This is a genomic window from Exiguobacterium sp. s150 (assembly GCF_018618435.1).
GTDB lineage: Bacteria > Bacillota > Bacilli > Exiguobacteriales > Exiguobacteriaceae > Exiguobacterium > Exiguobacterium alkaliphilum.
The window spans coordinates 142,540-159,337 of the sequence record NZ_JACSMC010000001.1 but is presented as its reverse complement, the minus strand read 5'-3'; the positions used below and the strand labels follow the sequence as shown (position 1 = coordinate 159,337).

General features: G+C 53.3%; 21 protein-coding genes. All 21 read left to right on the top strand.

Annotated elements, in window-relative coordinates:
- Window positions 1-2: 2 nt before the first annotated feature.
- From KNP76_RS00840 to KNP76_RS00740, 21 genes are read left to right on the top strand one after another with little or no spacing between them, the layout of a single operon-like run.
- Window positions 3-551, top strand: coding sequence for a MotE family protein (locus tag KNP76_RS00840; protein WP_034808892.1), 549 nt, complete (start codon window positions 3-5; stop codon window positions 549-551).
- Between the two features lie 16 nt (window positions 552-567).
- Complete coding sequence (locus tag KNP76_RS00835; RefSeq protein WP_211779637.1) at window positions 568-1,638, top strand: flagellar hook-length control protein FliK; 1,071 nt, start codon at window positions 568-570, stop codon at window positions 1,636-1,638.
- Window positions 1,610-2,044 (top strand): flagellar hook capping FlgD N-terminal domain-containing protein, encoded by a 435-nt coding sequence (locus tag KNP76_RS00830; RefSeq protein ID WP_034808890.1) that lies wholly within the window; start codon window positions 1,610-1,612, stop codon window positions 2,042-2,044. Before KNP76_RS00835 ends, KNP76_RS00830 begins: the two co-directional genes overlap by 29 nt.
- Window positions 2,045-2,055: 11 nt before the next feature.
- Complete coding sequence (gene flgG / locus KNP76_RS00825) at window positions 2,056-2,940, top strand: flagellar basal body rod protein FlgG (protein ID WP_214842126.1); 885 nt, start codon at window positions 2,056-2,058, stop codon at window positions 2,938-2,940.
- On the top strand, window positions 2,940-3,158 hold the full coding sequence (locus KNP76_RS00820) for a flagellar FlbD family protein (protein ID WP_034808888.1): 219 nt from the start codon (window positions 2,940-2,942) through the stop codon (window positions 3,156-3,158). The genes flgG and KNP76_RS00820 overlap by 1 nt, the downstream gene beginning before the upstream one ends.
- Window positions 3,151-3,600, top strand: coding sequence for a flagellar basal body-associated FliL family protein (locus KNP76_RS00815; protein ID WP_034808886.1), 450 nt, complete (start codon window positions 3,151-3,153; stop codon window positions 3,598-3,600). The genes KNP76_RS00820 and KNP76_RS00815 overlap by 8 nt, the downstream gene beginning before the upstream one ends.
- A gap of 9 nt (window positions 3,601-3,609) precedes the next feature.
- Window positions 3,610-4,599 (top strand): flagellar motor switch protein FliM, encoded by a 990-nt coding sequence (fliM, locus tag KNP76_RS00810; RefSeq protein ID WP_034808883.1) that lies wholly within the window; start codon window positions 3,610-3,612, stop codon window positions 4,597-4,599.
- Window positions 4,596-5,699, top strand: a complete 1,104-nt coding sequence (fliY, locus tag KNP76_RS00805) for a flagellar motor switch phosphatase FliY (RefSeq protein WP_214842123.1) — start codon at window positions 4,596-4,598, stop codon at window positions 5,697-5,699. The genes fliM and fliY overlap by 4 nt, the downstream gene beginning before the upstream one ends.
- Window positions 5,700-5,711: 12 nt before the next feature.
- Window positions 5,712-6,077 carry a response regulator gene (locus KNP76_RS00800; protein WP_024370114.1) on the top strand — a complete coding sequence of 122 codons (366 nt, stop codon included), beginning with the start codon at window positions 5,712-5,714 and terminating at the stop codon, window positions 6,075-6,077.
- Window positions 6,074-6,571 (top strand): flagellar biosynthetic protein FliO, encoded by a 498-nt coding sequence (locus tag KNP76_RS00795; protein ID WP_214842120.1) that lies wholly within the window; start codon window positions 6,074-6,076, stop codon window positions 6,569-6,571. The genes KNP76_RS00800 and KNP76_RS00795 overlap by 4 nt, the downstream gene beginning before the upstream one ends.
- Window positions 6,568-7,233 carry a flagellar type III secretion system pore protein FliP gene (gene fliP / locus KNP76_RS00790; protein WP_034808876.1) on the top strand — a complete coding sequence of 222 codons (666 nt, stop codon included), beginning with the start codon at window positions 6,568-6,570 and terminating at the stop codon, window positions 7,231-7,233. Before KNP76_RS00795 ends, fliP begins: the two co-directional genes overlap by 4 nt.
- Window positions 7,234-7,244: 11 nt before the next feature.
- A complete protein-coding gene (fliQ, locus tag KNP76_RS00785) occupies window positions 7,245-7,517 on the top strand; it encodes a flagellar biosynthesis protein FliQ (protein ID WP_034808874.1) in 273 nt (90 codons plus the stop codon).
- Window positions 7,514-8,284, top strand: a complete 771-nt coding sequence (gene fliR, locus KNP76_RS00780; protein WP_034815104.1) for a flagellar biosynthetic protein FliR — start codon at window positions 7,514-7,516, stop codon at window positions 8,282-8,284. Before fliQ ends, fliR begins: the two co-directional genes overlap by 4 nt.
- Entirely contained in the window at window positions 8,281-9,372 is a 1,092-nt protein-coding gene (gene flhB, locus KNP76_RS00775) for a flagellar biosynthesis protein FlhB (RefSeq protein ID WP_034815106.1), read from the top strand. Before fliR ends, flhB begins: the two co-directional genes overlap by 4 nt.
- Before the next feature lie 13 nt (window positions 9,373-9,385).
- Window positions 9,386-11,404, top strand: coding sequence for a flagellar biosynthesis protein FlhA (gene flhA, locus KNP76_RS00770; RefSeq protein ID WP_034815109.1), 2,019 nt, complete (start codon window positions 9,386-9,388; stop codon window positions 11,402-11,404).
- A gap of 1 nt (window position 11,405) precedes the next feature.
- The gene (locus KNP76_RS00765) at window positions 11,406-12,464 is read left to right on the top strand and encodes a flagellar biosynthesis protein FlhF (RefSeq protein WP_214842117.1); all 1,059 of its coding nucleotides are present in this window, start codon (window positions 11,406-11,408) and stop codon (window positions 12,462-12,464) included.
- The gene (locus tag KNP76_RS00760) at window positions 12,443-13,282 is read left to right on the top strand and encodes a MinD/ParA family protein (protein WP_214842114.1); all 840 of its coding nucleotides are present in this window, start codon (window positions 12,443-12,445) and stop codon (window positions 13,280-13,282) included. The genes KNP76_RS00765 and KNP76_RS00760 overlap by 22 nt, the downstream gene beginning before the upstream one ends.
- 19 nt (window positions 13,283-13,301) lie before the next feature.
- Window positions 13,302-15,281 carry a chemotaxis protein CheA gene (locus KNP76_RS00755; protein WP_214842111.1) on the top strand — a complete coding sequence of 660 codons (1,980 nt, stop codon included), beginning with the start codon at window positions 13,302-13,304 and terminating at the stop codon, window positions 15,279-15,281.
- A gap of 12 nt (window positions 15,282-15,293) precedes the next feature.
- Window positions 15,294-15,725: a chemotaxis protein CheW gene (locus tag KNP76_RS00750; RefSeq protein WP_034808862.1), complete on the top strand. Its 432-nt coding sequence runs from the start codon at window positions 15,294-15,296 to the stop codon at window positions 15,723-15,725.
- Complete coding sequence (locus KNP76_RS00745) at window positions 15,715-16,314, top strand: chemotaxis protein CheC (protein ID WP_034815119.1); 600 nt, start codon at window positions 15,715-15,717, stop codon at window positions 16,312-16,314. Before KNP76_RS00750 ends, KNP76_RS00745 begins: the two co-directional genes overlap by 11 nt.
- Complete coding sequence (locus tag KNP76_RS00740) at window positions 16,307-16,792, top strand: chemotaxis protein CheD (protein WP_034815121.1); 486 nt, start codon at window positions 16,307-16,309, stop codon at window positions 16,790-16,792. The genes KNP76_RS00745 and KNP76_RS00740 overlap by 8 nt, the downstream gene beginning before the upstream one ends.
- Window positions 16,793-16,798: the final 6 nt, after the last annotated feature.

Below are 16,798 nucleotides of genomic sequence, written 5' to 3'. Positions count from 1 at the left end.
GGATGGAAAAAGAGAACAGTAGACGTGGAGTCCAGTTGTTGGTCGCCCTTGTCCTCATCCCGGCGATCTTCCTACTCGTCGGAGGTATCGTCGTCATGAACTATGCGATGGATCGCCCACTCTTATCGGTACCGTTCATCGAAACGAAGCAAGAACCGGTGACGGAAAAGAGCGTGAACGTGACAGGGATTGATTCGGATGCTACGAACCGGTTGAAAGTGGCCAACGCTGAAATCGAGAAACTGCGTAATGAAAACGTCGAATTGACGAATGAAGTGAAGGCAAGACAAGAGGAAGTGTCACGTCTCATCAAAGAACGTGACCGTCTCATCGCCGAACTGAGTGCCGCTGCAGAAGTCGAGGCGACGACGTCCGACGTGTCACGCGTCTACGAAGAGATGTCGGCCAAACAGGCTGCGGCCATCATGAACGAGTTAGAGAGCCCACAGGTGGCCAAACTGTTAAAAGAACTATCACCAAAACAACAAGCCGACATACTTGGCCGAATGGATGCACAACGGGCCGCCGTTGTCACCCAGCTGTTGCAATAGGGAGGAGGTCGAATCAATGAATATCGCGTTACTCGGACAAGCCGTGCAAGGAACGGCACAAAAAAACGGGGAAGCGGGTGCTTCTCCGACAGGTCATTTTTTACAATTGCTCACTTCCATGCTCGGGTCGTTCACAGATACGCCGCAGCAACCGGTCAAGTCAGACGGTGAATCGGCTCAATCATTGCCGACCGAAGAACTCTCGTCAGAGCTCGAGCGATGGCTGCAACAGCCGGACAGTCTCGAGTGGTTAAAAGGCTTGCCACGAGACGCCTATCGCCAGTTCATGGACGCCTATACGAGCTTGCTGACGGAAGCGGCATCTTTAGAATCGATGTCACCAGAGGCGATGGTGCCCGCGACCAACGTCGTGGCACACGTGTTAGACGGAACGAAGCAGACGGCGCATGCTTCGATCATTCCAGCAATGATTGAACGTGATTTGAAACGGGATGTGCCATCCATGTCGACGCGAGGCGGGTTCGAGACGAACGTCCGCATCGTGCAGCAAATCGTGACGCAATTTAACGGGACGTTTGGCCAGGCTCAAAACACTTTACCCGAAGGAAAACAACCTGAAACCCCGTTGACGACAATCGTGAAAGAATCGCTCGAACTGTTGCCAAAAGGCGGGACGTGGACGAGACCTCAAATCGATGTCGACACCGTGATGTACGCTTCGAAGAGTTCGTTGCCTGAAAATTTGAAAGCGCGAATCGAGGCGGCACTGCAACGAGCCCCATTCCAAAGTGGAGCGGACGGATCGAAAGTGTTCACGGTCCGGCTCTATCCAGAACAACTCGGTGAGCTTGTCGTGAAGTTGGAACGTCAAAACGGAGAGCTCGTCGTCAAGTTGTTCGCGAGCAACCAAGATGCGAAACAACTGCTTCAATCACAACTTCAACAATTGCATCAGACGCTGCAACCGCTCACGCCGAACGTCCGCATCGAGGTGAACTTGACACAACAGGCGCTTGATGCCAAAACGCCGACTTCAAGCGGCGAACAACCTGACGCTGAACGGGAAGGGCAGCAACAGCCGAAAGGAGAATCTGACGATGACGACCATCCAACCGAAGACGAGTGACTATTCGTTGCCCGATCAATCCGCACCGAAAGCGACGAACCAGTACGACAAGAACATGTTCTTGAAACTGCTTCTCGCACAACTCGCGAACCAAGACCCGATGTCGCCGATGGAAGACCGTGAGTTCATCGCCCAGATGGCGCAGTTCTCTTCGCTCGAACAGATGCAGACGATCTCGAAACAACTCGACTCGGTGCTCGTTGATCGGCATATGTCCTCGATTTCCGAGTTCAGCAATATGATCGGAAAGACCATCGACTACAAAACCGAGACAGCGACCGAGACGATTCGAGGGTCAGCCCGTGTCGTCTCGATCTCAAGAACGGATGAGGCCGGCTACATGGCCGACCTAGAAGACGGTACGTCCGTCAGCGTGTACGACATCACGTCCATCAAACAAGCATAGGAGGAATTATCATGTTAAGAGCAATGTACTCAGGAATCAGTGGACTGAAGAACTTCCAATCCAAGCTTGACGTCGTCGGGAACAACATCGCCAACGTCAACACGTTCGGCTATAAAAAGGGCCGCGTCACGTTCAAAGACCTCGTCAGCCAGCAAGTCGGTAGTGCCTCTTCAGGTAATGGAACAACGACGGGGGGGATTAACCCGAAAGAAGTCGGTCTCGGCGGCACGATGGCGACAGTTGATAACGTATATAACCAAGGCGCGATGCAAAATACGGGACGCGCGCTTGACGTAGGAATTTCGGGTGAAGGATTCTTTGTGACAATGGTAAACGGACAAGCGCAATATACGAGAGCTGGGAACTTCTATACAGACAACCAAGGTAACTTGGTGACTGGTGATGGGACGTATTTATTGGGTACGGGGGGCAAACCGGCTGCAAACTTAGCAGCTCCTAACCTTTTGGGAAATATTCCTAACATTACTCAAGCTGACGTGGCAGCAGGTTCAACTACTTATGGAAAAATACAGATTCCTACAGATGCGCGGTCATTGTCAATCGGAAAAGATGGACAAGTCAGTTATGTCGATGCCGCGGGTAATCTTCAAACAGCTGGATATATTGTTACTGCTAACTTTGCGAACAATGCTGGACTTTCTAAAATTGGCGCAAATAACTTTCTACAATCACAAAACTCAGGTGCGCCTCAAATTGGTGCTGCTGGCGGGAACGGCCGCGGTGAACTCGTCTCCGGTGCGCTTGAAATGTCGAACGTCGACTTGTCAGAAGAATTCACAGAAATGATCGTCGCACAGCGCGGTTTCCAAGCGAACACCCGCATCATCACGACATCGGACGAGATTTTACAAGAACTCGTCAACTTGAAACGCTAATGATTCACGTCACAGCGCTACGGGGTGAAGCGTTCGTGTTGAACGCCTTGTTCATCGAGACGGTCAAGGCGGAGCCGGACACGATCATCCATTTATTTAACGGCAAGACGTATATCGTCAAAGAGTCAAAGCAAGAAGTCGTCGATCGCGCATCAGCATTTTATCGCACGGTCGGATTGATTGGAACGACAGTGACAAGAGGTGAAGAAGATGAGTGAAGAGAAACCAAAAGGCGGCGCCATGAAGATGGTGCTGATTATGCTCGTCGTGTTGCTCGTCATGGGTGGGGCCGGGTTTATGACTTATAAATATTTGTTCGGTGACAACGTGACGGCGAAGACGAAGCCGGTGACGGCAGAAGAACTCGCCGAACGCAGCTTCACGACCGATGACATGACGACGAACATCCAAGACGAGCGGTTCATCAACGTCCAGTTCACCATCGTCACGGACGCGGTTGAAACGAGAGAAAACTTAGAACTCCGGAAGTTCCAAGTCCATAACGTCATCCTCGGGGATTTGGCGGGGATGACGAAAGCGCAACTCACGACGAAAGAAGACATGCAAAAGTTTGAACAGTCGTTGCGCGAACAATTGAACAGCCTCCTCGAGGAAGGCGAAGTTCAACGCGTCTATATGACGAAGAAAATCATACAGTGAGGTGGCATCATGGGAGAAGTATTATCTCAACAAGAAATTGATGCCTTGTTATCCGCGTTAAGTAGCGGCGATGTCGAAGCAGACTCGTTTTTGGCACAAGAAGAAGAGCGGAAAGTCCGGCAGTATGACTTTAAACGGGCCGTCCGCTTCTCGAAAGACCAAATTCGAAGCCTGACGAGAATCCACGAGCACTTTGCGCGCATGCTGACGACGTTTTTCTCGGCGCAGCTACGGACGTACGTTCAGTTCACCGTGAACTCGGTCGAACAGTTGCCGTACGACGAATTCATCCATTCCATCCCGAGCATGACGATGATCAATTTGATTGAAGCACCGCCGCTTAACGGACGCTTCATCATCGAGGTCAACCCGAACATCTCCTATGCGATGCTCGACCGTCTGCTCGGAGGACCAGGTGTCGAGATTGAGAAAGTCGACAGTTTCACGGAAATCGAGATGCGCATCTTGACGCAACTGTACAAGCGAGCGTTCGCTTCCTACGGGGACGCCTGGGAGTCGATTGCCGAGGTGAAGTCACAGATGGCCGCGGTCGAAGTGAACCCGCAGTTTCTCCAACTCGTCTCGCCGAACGAGACGGTCGTCTTAATTTCGATTGGCGTGACGATTGGGGAAGTGAGCGGCACGATCAACGTCTGCTTGCCGTTCGTGACGATCGAACCGATTCTGTCCAAACTGTCGAGTCATTATTGGATGCAAGAGGCGAACCGGCGTAACGCGACAGGTAACAGTAAAGAGCCACTCAAGGCCCAGCTGATGAACTCGTCCGTCGAGGTCGTTTCACTACTCGGTGAGACGACGATCACGTTCGGTGACTTGTTGCATTTAGAGATTGGCGACTGTTTGACGCTCGACCAATTAGTGAAAGAGCCGCTATCGGTCATGGTAGGGGAAAATAAAGTGTTCAAAGGGCAAGCCGGTGTGAGCGGGAAGCGGATGGCGGTTCAAGTGTTACACCGGGTGAAGGAGGAAGAGCAATGAGTGAGATGTTGTCACAAGATGAAATCGACGCGTTACTGCGAGGGACGAGCGAGAGTACCTCGTCAACTGAAACAAAACAAGAAGTGCATCTAGACTCGATGGAAAGCGACGCGCTCGGTGAAATCGGTAATATCTCGTTTGGGAACTCGGCGACGGCGTTGTCGACTTTACTCCAACAAAAAGTCGAGATTACGACACCGATCGTCAGCGAAGTGACAGTCGACGCGTTGCGCGAGCGTTATCCGACGCCGCATGTCGCACTTCGTGTCGGCTACACCGAAGGGTTAGAAGGTGAGAACGTCCTCGTCTTGACGCGAGAGGATGCCGCGATCATCTCGGATTTGATGCTCGGTGGCACCGGCGTCGGTGTCGATCCGGATGGACTTGACGAGATTCGATTATCGGCCGTCCAAGAGGCGATGAATCAGATGATGGGAGCTGCGGCAACGTCACTCTCGACCGTCTTCTCGAAGAAAATCGACATCTCACCGCCGCTCGTCGAAGTGTTCGATGCGACGAAGACGCAGACGATTATCGATCGACTCGAACTGTGGGAGACGATGGTGTTAATCGAGTTCAACTTGAAAGTCGGGACGTTAATCGATTCGAAAATCGTTCAAATCGCGCCAATCAAGTTCGGGAAGCAGCTCGTCAACGAACTGATGGCTGCGACGGCGCCGTCGCCAGCACCAGCACCGAAACCGGAACCGGTCAAGCAAGCGCCGCCACAGCCCCAAGCACAGGCTGTAGCGCCACGTCCGGAACCAAAGTCAGCACCAGAAGTCGCTGTCAGTCAAGCCGAGTTCATGCCACTTCATGCACCGACCTCAAACGAGGCGGCACCGGCCAACCTTGGTCTCTTGTATGATGTGCCGCTCAACGTGACGGTCGAGCTTGGCCGGACGAAACGCTCGGTCCGGGAAGTGCTCGAACTGTCGCAAGGCTCGATTATCGAGCTCGATAAGTTGGCAGGCGAACCGGTCGATATTTATGTGAACCAACAGCGCATCGCCCGTGGCGAGGTCGTCGTCATCGAAGAGAACTTCGGGGTGCGCGTGACAGAAATCATTCAACCGCATGAGCGGATTGGAATCGTTTAAGGAGGAAGAAAAATGAGTGCAAAGATTTTAGTAGTAGACGATGCGGCGTTCATGCGCATGATGATTAAAGATATTTTAACGAAGAACGGGTTTGAAGTGGTCGGGGAGGCCGAGAACGGGGTGGATGCGGTCGCGAAGTATCGTGAACTCACACCGGATCTCGTCACGCTCGACATCACGATGCCGGAAATGGACGGACTCGCAGCATTGAAAGAGATTCGTGGATTCGACTCGAACGCGAAAGTTATCATGTGTTCGGCGATGGGGCAACAAGCGATGGTCATTGACGCGATTCAAGCTGGGGCGAAAGACTTCATCGTGAAGCCGTTCAACGCAGAACGTGTCATTGAAGCGGTCTCTAAAACGGTCGCACAATGAACAAATGGTGGTTGATTTTCCTTCTCGTGGTCGGTCTGTATGGACCGGCCACGGTTGAGGCCGCCACCGTCGAGAAGCAGTTCGAGCAACAGCAAGAACAGACAGAGGCCCCGAAAACGGAGTCGACTACCGTTTCAACGATTGGCACACTGATTCAGGTTATTCTCAGCCTCGTCGTCGTCATCGGTGGTTTTCTCGTCTTGATGCGCTGGTTGAGCGCTCGGACGCAAGGGGTGAAGACGGCCCAACATATGAAACATTTAGGCGGTGTTCCGCTCGGGAAAGATCGATCGGTCCAACTCGTCAAACTCGGCGATCAAGTGTATGTGCTCGGTGTCGGGGAATCGATTCAATTGATCGATCGTGTCGAGGCAGATACGCTCGATGAGGAAGTGACAGAACATTTGCCGGTAACCGGTTCGAACGGCTCCGCATTTTTAGATACGTTTAAACAACAATTGGCCCAAATTGAGCAAGCGAGGAAGAATCAATGACGACGATTGAGCAATTAATCAATTTAGAGACGCCAGACAGTACGTCGACGTCCATTAAACTGTTAGTCGTCTTGACGCTCCTGACGCTCGCCCCGTCATTCCTTATACTCATGACGTGCTTTACGCGTGTCGTCGTCGTCTTGTCGTTCATCCGACCGGCACTCGGGACGCAACAGACACCACCGAACCAACTCATTATCGGATTGGCACTGTTCATTACGTTATTCGTCATGTCGCCGGTTTTATCCGACTTGAATGAGAAAGCGCTCACACCGTACATGGAAGATCAAATCAGTCAAGACGAGGCGTTCGAAGAGGCGAGCAATACGATGAAGCGGTTCATGGCAAAATATACACGCCAAGAAGATTTGCAGCTCTTCATCAAATACGGCAACTACGAGCAACCAGAGTCGATTGAGGATGTTCCGCTCCTCGCGATGGTGCCTGCTTACGCCATCAGTGAACTGAAGACGGCGTTTCAAATCGGATTCATGATTTTCTTGCCGTTTTTGATTATCGATATGGTCGTGGCGAGCGTTTTGATGTCGATGGGGATGATGATGTTACCGCCGGTCATGATCGCCTTACCGTTCAAACTGTTGTTGTTCGTATTAGTGGATGGGTGGCATTTGATCGTGGAGTCATTGCTTAGAAGTATGTAGGAGGAACGATTATGACGCAGGAAATGGTCATTTATTTGGCGACAGAGAGTGTGTGGACATTGTTAAAAATTGCGATGCCGCTTTTACTCATCTCGCTCGTCGTCGGTCTCGTCATCTCGATTTTACAGGCGACGACTCAAATTCAAGAGCAGACGCTCTCATTCGTCCCAAAGATCGTTTCGGTCTTTATCGGACTCGTCATCTTCGGTCCATGGATGTTGCAACAAATCGAAGGGTTTACTCGGATGATCTTTGAACTGATGGTCGAGGTCGCTTCGAAATGAACGCCGTCGATTTCATCAGCCTTTACGGTTTGACGTTCGCCCGGCTATCCGGTTTCTTCGTCAGTGTACCGCTCTTCTCGTCCCGGCAACTTCCGGTCATGCATCGCGTCGCGTTCAGTGCGCTGCTCGCGTATTATGCGATGTTCACCGTGACAGAACCGATTGTGATGAGCGAGGCGTTCATCGTACAAGTGTTGTATGAAGTATTGATTGGGCTCTTGCTCGGCATTTTAATCAACATCTTGTTCTTTGCCCCGCAAATCGCTGGGGGTGTCATCGACTTACAACTCGGTTTGGCGATGGCGTCGGCGTACGACCCGATGTTTGGTGGTCAGTCGCCGCTTATCGGTCGATTTTATTATATTTTCACGTTGTTCATCATGTTATCGACGAATATGCATTTACTGCTTATCGATGGGATTTATTATAGCTTTCAAATTTATCCGCCCGGTCAGCCGATGATCAACTTCACCGAGGCGTCGCTCATGATGGCCGTCAAGGTCGTGACGATGACGATGCTCGTCGCGTTGCAACTTGCCTTGCCGATGATGGCATCGCTACTCCTTGTCGACTTGGCACTCGGATTCCTTGCGAAATCGGCGCCGCAGTTCAACATCTTCGCCATCGGTTTTTCATTCAAACTCATCGCCGGTTTCTCGGTGATGGTCGTCATGATGGGCTTGACGCTGAATGGGATCAGCCAGTTCATCCCGTTGTTACAAGACGTGTTGCGTGATTTTATGACGCTTTTAGGAGACGTTGCATGAAGCCTCTATACTCTTTATCGGTCGATCTTCAGTTTTTTGCAGGTGAAAAAACAGAAAAGGCGACCCCACGAAAACGACAAGACTCACGAAAGAAAGGACAAGTCGCCAAATCCGCCGACTTGACCGGGGCGTTCGCCTTGTTCGCCATGTTCCTCATGTTGTCGTTTCTTGGCCCGTATATCGGGAAGCAGTTGTTCACGTTGACGAAAGATTTGCTCGGGCCGACGTATTTATTGACCGACTTGTCAGACGGAATGGCCGGTATGCTCGTCGATTTATTGTTACGGGTCGGAATCATTTTAGCCCCGTTCTTCATCGTCGCCGTCGTCTTTGGCGTCTTGGTCAACTATTTCCAAATCGGTCCGCTCTTCTCGACAGAAGCGATTCAACCGAAGCTTGAACGAATCGATCCCATCAAAGGGGTCAAACGGATTGTCAGCATGAAAGCCGTCGTCGAATTTTTAAAGTCCTTATTCAAATTATTGATTATCCTGACGACCGCTGTCGCCGTCCTTTGGCAAAACCAAGAGAAATTGTCGCGTATGGCCGTCGAGCACGTCCGTGAATCGGTCGTCGCCTTGACGAGTATCACGATTGAACTCGGCCTTTGGGTGAGCGTCGCGTTGCTCGCGCTCGCATTGTTCGACTTTTTCTATCAACGGTTTGATTTTGAGAAGTCGATTCGCATGTCGAAGCAAGACATCAAAGATGAATATAAAAATAGTGAAGGTGACCCGCTCATCAAATCGAAAATCAAGCAACAACAGCGGGAGATGGCGATGCGTCGCATGATGCAAGAGATTCCGAACGCGGACGTCGTCATCACGAACCCGACTCACTTCGCCGTCGTCATTCGCTATGACGACTCGAAAGATTTTGCCCCGCTCGTCGTCGCCAAAGGAGTCGACCGTGTCGCGTTCCACATCCGTGACGTGGCAAAAGAACACGAGATTCCCATCGTCGAGAACAAACCGCTCGCGCGAGCCCTCTATGCCCAGGTGGACATCGGAGAGGCTGTCGACGAATCGTTCTACCAAGCGATCGCCGAAGTGCTCGCGTTCGTGTATCAACTGAAACAACCGTCTTGAGGAGGAGTATGCGTTGGCTGTAAGAGCTAAAGATTTTGCGGTATTGATTGGCGTTCTCATGATCGTCGTCATGCTCGTCATCCCGTTACCGGGGTTCATGTTAGATTTCTTGATTATTGTAAATATATTGATCGCCTTACTCATCCTGCTCGTGGCCATGAACGCCCGGGAAGCCCTCGACTTCTCGGTCTTCCCTTCGCTCTTGCTAATCGTGACGCTGTTTCGACTCGGCTTGAACGTGTCGACGACCCGTTCGATTTTATCGACCGGATACGGTGGGGAAGTCATCGAAACGTTCGGGAACTTCGTCGTCGGCGGGAACGTACTCGTCGGGTTCGTCGTCTTCCTGATTCTCGTCATCATCCAATTTGTCGTCATCACGAAAGGGGCCGAGCGCGTTTCGGAAGTATCGGCCCGCTTCACGCTTGACGCGATGCCAGGGAAGCAGATGGCAATCGATGCCGACTTGAACTCGGGGTTGATTGACGACAAGCAAGCGCAAGTCCGTCGGAAGAAGATTCAAAGTGAGGCCGATTTTTACGGTTCGATGGACGGGGCCTCGAAGTTCGTCAAAGGGGACGCCATCGCCGGCATTATCATCGTCGTCATCAACTTGATTTTCGGAATCATCATCGGAACGGTGCAAATGGGCCTTCCGGTCGGACAAGCGTTCCAAACGTTCTCGCTCATGACAATCGGTGACGGGCTCGTCGGACAGATTCCGGCGCTCCTCATCTCGACAGCGACCGGCATTATCGTCACTCGTGCCGTCTCGGACGGGAACCTCGGCGAGGACGTCGTCGACCAGCTCGGTCAAAACCCGACGCTGCTCTATATCGCCGGGTCAATCGTCATCATGCTCGGGTTGATCTCTCCGAGTCTGCTCCCGGTCACCATCCTTATTGCCGGTGTCGCCTTCTATGGTGCGTATGCGATGAGACGGAACATGAAGCGGGTCGTCGAAGAGCCGTTACCCGAAGAAGAACCGATGGCCCAGACCGAGACCGTCGTCTCGCTGTTACAAATCGATGCGATCGAGTTCGAATTCGGATACGGGCTGATCCCGCTCGCCGATGAATCACAAGGTGGCGACCTGCTCGACCGAGTCGTCATGATTCGACGCCAGCTCGCGCTCGAACTCGGTTTCATCCTGCCGACGGTACGGATACGCGACCATCTGCAATTGTCACCGAACGCATATCGCATCAAAGTAAAAGGCAACGTCGTCGCCGAAGGCGAATTGTTGCTCGATCATTACTTGGCGATGAGCCCGGGGATCGAAGACCCGGAAGTATACGGCATTGAGACGACGGAACCGGCGTTTGGTCTCCCGGCGCTATGGATCGACGAAGAGACGCGTGCCCGTGCCGAGATGAGCGGTTACACGGTCGTCGACCCGCCTTCGGTCGTGGCGACGCATTTAACGGAGACGCTCAAGAAACACGCCGCCGATTTGCTCGGCCGCGAAGAGACGAAACAGCTCGTCGAACATTTGAAAGAGACGCATCCCGTGCTCGTCGAAGACGTCACGCCTTCGGTCCTCTCGATTGGAGATATCCAAAAAGTGTTGCGCCACTTGCTGAAAGAACACGTCTCCATCCGCAACTTGCCACTTCTGTTCGAGACGATGGCCGACTACGGCAAAGTGACGAAAGACGCGGATATCCTCGGCGAGTATTGCCGGCAAGGATTGGCCCGTCAATTGACAGACCAAGTCAGCCCGCCGGACGGCCCGCTTTATGTCGTCACGCTCGGCGGTCAGACCGAACAATTGATTCAAGACGCCGTCCAAAAGACGGAATTTGGCAACTACTTGGCGCTCGACCCGGATCAGGCGCGTGACATCATCGAACGTACGGCCGAACAGTTATCAATGTTCGAACGCTATGGCGCGTCGGCTGTCATTCTCTGCTCGCCGACGATTCGCTTGTTCGTTCGACAGCTGCTCGAACGCTATTATCCAGACGTCCCGGTACTCGCCTATAACGAGTTACTCAGTTCTGTCGAAGTGAAAAGTATTGGGGTGATTTAAGATGCAAATCAAAAAGTATACGGGCAAGACGATGGCTGAAGCGATGGCGAAAGTGAAGCAAGAGCTTGGTGACGATGCCGTCATCTTGAACTCCCGACAAGTGAAGACCGGGTGGTTCGGACTGTTCGCCTCGAAACAAGTCGAAGTCATCGCCGCGCTCGAGAAAGAGCCGGTACGCCTGAAACCGAGACAGCGCGTCGAGGAGCAGACGCCGGCGCCATCCGTCCCGCAAACAGCGCAACAGCCGGTCATCCACCCTACGGTGACGCCACGGCACCTGCCGGCCGGACTAGAGCGCATCGAGTCGTTGCTTTCGACCGATTCGTTCGTCGGATTGGGCTGGGAAGAACGGATCAACGAACTGTTCTATACGACGAGGTCGGTCGAGGCGGTCGAACGTTTCGTCCGCGACGAGATTCAACGTGTATTTAAAGCCGCACCGGAGACGTCGCGATACGTCATGCTCGTCGGACCGACAGGTGTCGGGAAGACGACGACGCTTGCGAAACTCGCGGCCCATTATAAGCTCGAGGAAGGGAAGACGGTCGGATTGATCACGACGGACACGTATCGGATTGCCGCAATCGAGCAACTGAAGACGTACGCCGAGATTTTAAACATTCCGGTCGAAGTCGCGTATGACTTTGATGACTTCAAGCGGGCGAAGCAACTATTCGCTCGAAAAGACATCGTCTTAATCGATACGGCCGGCCGCAACTTCCGTGACGAGGCGTATATCGAGCAGTTCCATCACCATCATGATTTTTCAGAGACGAACTTGTCCCTCGTCCTCAGCCTGACCTCGAAGTTAAAGGACATGGAGACGATTTATGGGCAATTCGCGCCGTTGCCGCTTCGGTCGCTCATCTTCACAAAAGCCGATGAGACGAGCGACATCCATGCGATGTTCAAACTCGTGCGGGATAGCGGTCTTCCGGTCGCCTGGTTGACCGATGGGCAAGAAGTACCGGACGACCTCGTCGAAGGGAATGCTGGACGATTGACCGAGAAGCTTTTGGAGAAAGAAGGGTGGCCACGATGGACCAAGCAAGGCGTCTGAGGGCAAAAACGGACCGTCATCCGACGACGATCGCGTTCGCGAGCGGAAAAGGTGGGGTCGGCAAGACGAACGTCTGTGTCAACACCGCCGTCGGGCTCGTCGAACTCGGGCAACGCGTGTTGATCGTCGACCTCGACCTCGGGATGGCGAACGTACACATCTTACTTGATGCCGCCCGTTCGCAAACGATGGTCGATTGTGTGAAGACCCGGATTCCACTGCTCTCCGCTGTTCAGAAACATGTCTACGGTGTCGATATATTACATGGGGGAAGCGGACTCGATGCGTTAGTCCAATTCTCAGACAGCGACATGCAATTTTTAATGCGAGAACTCGAAGTGTTGACCGATTATGACTACGTGTTATTCGACATGGGTGCCGGGGCGACGGACACGTCACTCCAATTCATCGCCGGGTGTGATGAGATGTTTTTAATTTTGACACCGGAACCGACTTCGCTCATGGACGGATATGCGTACACCAAACTCGTCCACCAACTGTATCCTGACTTGCCGCTCGGCGTCATCGTCAACCGCGCCCAGTCAGGAGAAGAGGCGCTTCAATGTTTTGAACGGATGGAAGTCGCATGTCGACAGTTTTTAAAGAAAACGATTCGATTCCTCGGCTATTTACCGGATGACCCGTCCGTCAGGAAAGCGGTCATCGCGCAAGTCCCGTTTTACACGTTCGACCGCAAGAGTGACATCAGTTGGAGGCTCGAGCGGATTTTGACGACGCTCACCGGGACGCCGCCACGCCAGCGTCACTTCATGGATCGTCTGATGGGGAATTTGCGCCGCCAATGGAACCGAGTTTAACGACAGGGAGGCAATATAGATGGACGTGAACGAATACTTAGGATTGTTTTTAGATGAAGCACAAGAACATATCCAGTCTGTGAACACACAGTTGTTGAAGCTCGAACAGTCAGGCAGCATGGACGCGGTCCAAGAAATATTCCGTTCGGCGCACACGCTGAAAGGAATGGCGGCGACGATGGGATACGAGAGCGTCGCGAACTTGACCCATGAGATGGAAAGTGCCCTCGACCTCGTTCGAGGCGGAAAGAAAGCAAGCAATCAACTTCTGCTCGATACGATGTTCACGGCGATGGAACAAATCGAAGAGATGATTGCCCACATTGAAGGTGGCGGCAACGGGACGAACGTCGATGTGAGCGCGACAGTGAAGGCGTTCCAAAGCTTCATCGGTCACGGTGAGCCAGAAGCGGTCGAAGCAGTCGATTCGCCGTTCGCGGTCGATTTGTATACCGACTCCGTCATCGAACAGGCGAAGCAGACCGGGTTTGAAGCGTTCCGGCTTCACGTCAAGCTGTCCGATGCGGTCGTCTTGAAGGCGGCGCGTGCCTACATGGTGTTCGATCGGCTCCAAGAGCTCGGCGAAGTCGTCCGGACGGTGCCGGACACAGAAGCGATTGAACAAGAACAGTTCGACTTGTCATTTGACGTCTTATTCTTGTCACAGGAATCGGCCGAAGTGATCGAGCATGCCGTATCGCAAGTGTCCGAAGTCGACCGGGTCGAAGTCCACGTGTTTACGACCGAAGCGATCGGTGAGCCGGAAGTCGCAGCGAGCGTCGAGGCACCGATCGCACCCGTTGTGAACGCCGTACCGACGCCACAAGAGACGGATGAAGTGAAAGAACAACCGGTCGCGCAAGCGAAGACGATCCGTGTCAACTTAGAGCGAATCGATCGCCTCATGAACTTGTTTGAAGAATTCATCATCGACCGTGGACGTCTCGAACGTCTCGCCGACGAAGTCGGACAGCCTGAATTGAACGAGACGGTCGAAAAAATCAAACGCGGAACGAATGAGTTGCAATCACTCGTCTTGACGTTACGGATGATGCCGATTGAGCAAGTGTTCAACCGGTTCCCACGGATGGTGCGTTCTGTCGCAAAAGATATTCAGAAGAAAGTCCAGCTCGATATTTCAGGAGCGGAGACGGAACTCGATCGGACGGTCATCGATGAAATCGGCGACCCACTCGTCCACTTGATTCGCAACGCGATCGACCACGGGATCGAACGTCCCGACGTCCGGGTCCAGTCCGGCAAACCGGAACAAGGACGCCTGTCGCTACGGGCGTATCACGGCGGCAACCGTGTCTTCATCGAGATTGAAGATGACGGGGCTGGCATCAACGTCGATAAAGTCCGGGCCAAAGCGCTCGAGCGTGGCGTGTTGACGGTAGAAGAGGCTGCGAGCATGACAGATAACGAATTGGCGATGCTCATCTTCGCACCTGGTTTCTCGACGGCAGACGTCGTCACCGACTTGTCTGGCCGCGGCGTCGGCTTAGACGTCGTCAAAAACAAAATCGAGTCGCTCGGCGGCGTCGTCTCCCTCGAGACGGCAGTCGGACAAGGGACAAAATTCCAAGTCAGCCTCCCGCTCACGTTGTCGATCATCTCGGCGATGCTCGTCATGGCGGGCGAGGAGACGTATGCGATCCCGTTATCCTCGATTCTCGAGACGACGTTGCTCGATGAAGCGGATATTTTGACGGCGCATCGTGAGCGCGTCTTCGATTTCAGAGGACAACTCGTCCCGCTCGTCTATTTGAAAGAAATGTTCGGCATCGAGGCGGAGACGAAGTCGCAATTCCCGGTCGTCGTCGTACGAAAAGGGAACAAGCTCGTCGGTGTCGTCGTGAACGATTTGATTGGCCAGCAAGAGATTGTCATGAAACCGCTCGGCTCTTACTTAGAGGGGATTCCAGCCATCTCGGGCGCCACAATTCTTGGAGACGGGCGTGTCGCCTTGATTGTCGACAGCAACGATCTCTTCTAAGGAGGAAGCAAGATGGAACAAAAATGGGTAGTCTTTTCACTCGCCGACAACACGTACGGAATTGACGTTCAGTCGGTCCGTTCAATCGAGCGTATGCAACCGGTCACGCGCGTCCCGAACGCACCGGCTCACGTCAAAGGGGTCATCAACTTGCGCGGGGTCGTCACACCGGTCATCGACCTTCGCCTCCGCCTCGGCTATGAGGAACTTGAGGCGACGGACGAGACGCGTATCTTGATTGCCTCGTTGAATCAAGGCGATGCCGGGTTCATCGTCGACCGGGCGAATGAAGTCGTCGAGAGCGACGACGTGCGTATCGAACCGATCCCTGAGTCGAGTCAAGACATGCTCGCTGCGCATTTGACGGCGATTGCCAAAGGGGAAGACAAGCTTTTCTCGCTCCTAGATGCCAACGCCTTGTTCGAGGATCAACATGCTGAGTGAATTTGAACAAGATTTATTGAAAGAACTCGGGAATATCGGGTCGGGTCACGCCGCGACGGCGTTGTCGACGCTGTTGGCCAAACCCGTCAACATCACGGTCTCGTCGGCCGAGATGGAACCGATCTCGTATTTACCGGAACGGGTCGGCGGTCCCGAGCGGCACGTCGCCTCGGTCTTGCTCGAACTCGGTGGTGAGATTCGCGGCATGATTCTGATCCTGTTTCCAGTGGATGACGCCGAGGCGATGGTCACCTCGTTAATCGGAAGGCCGTTCACGTTCGCCGAAGCGACGGACCTTGGCCAATCGGCATGGGAAGAGATTGGAAATATTATGAGCGGGGCGTACGCCCGTGCCTTGAGCGACTGGTTGACGACACCGATTCTGATTCAAGTCCCGGCGACAGCAATCGACATGGCCGGCTCCATCGTCGAGTTCGTCGTCTCGTCGGTTCAGCCGGAAGAGGACGCGGCGCTTTATATCGACACGACGTTCTTGATTGACGAGAAAGTGAGTGCTGGCCACGTGTTGTTCCTACCGACACACGGCTCGCTCAAACAAATCGAGCGGCGGTTACTCGGCCATGGCTGAGGTGCTCAAAATCGGCATCGCGGAATGGAAACAGACGACGGCACCGAATCGACTCCGAACGGCCGGTCTCGGTTCTTGTGTCGGTGTGATTCTGTACGATGCGCAAACGAGAGTGGCGGCGATGGCACACGTCATGCTGCCGGACTCAAATATCGCCCGAAAACACCAGACGCTCGAGGTAGGAAAATATGCCGATACGGCAATCGATGCACTCGTTGACTCGTTGAAACGGGCCGGGGCCGGTCGAATACAGGCAAAAATGGCCGGTGGCGCCCAAATGTTTCAGTTCAAATACGAAAACGAGGCGATGCGGATCGGCGAGCGTAACGCCGAGGCAATCCGCAAAGCGCTGAAGGCCCATCGCATTCCGCTAATCGCGGAAGATTGCGGCGGCCATAACGGGCGCACAATCGAATTTGATGTGGCCACATCCGTATTGTCGATTCGGACGGTCAGTGTAGGCACGAAAGAACTTTAAGGGGGG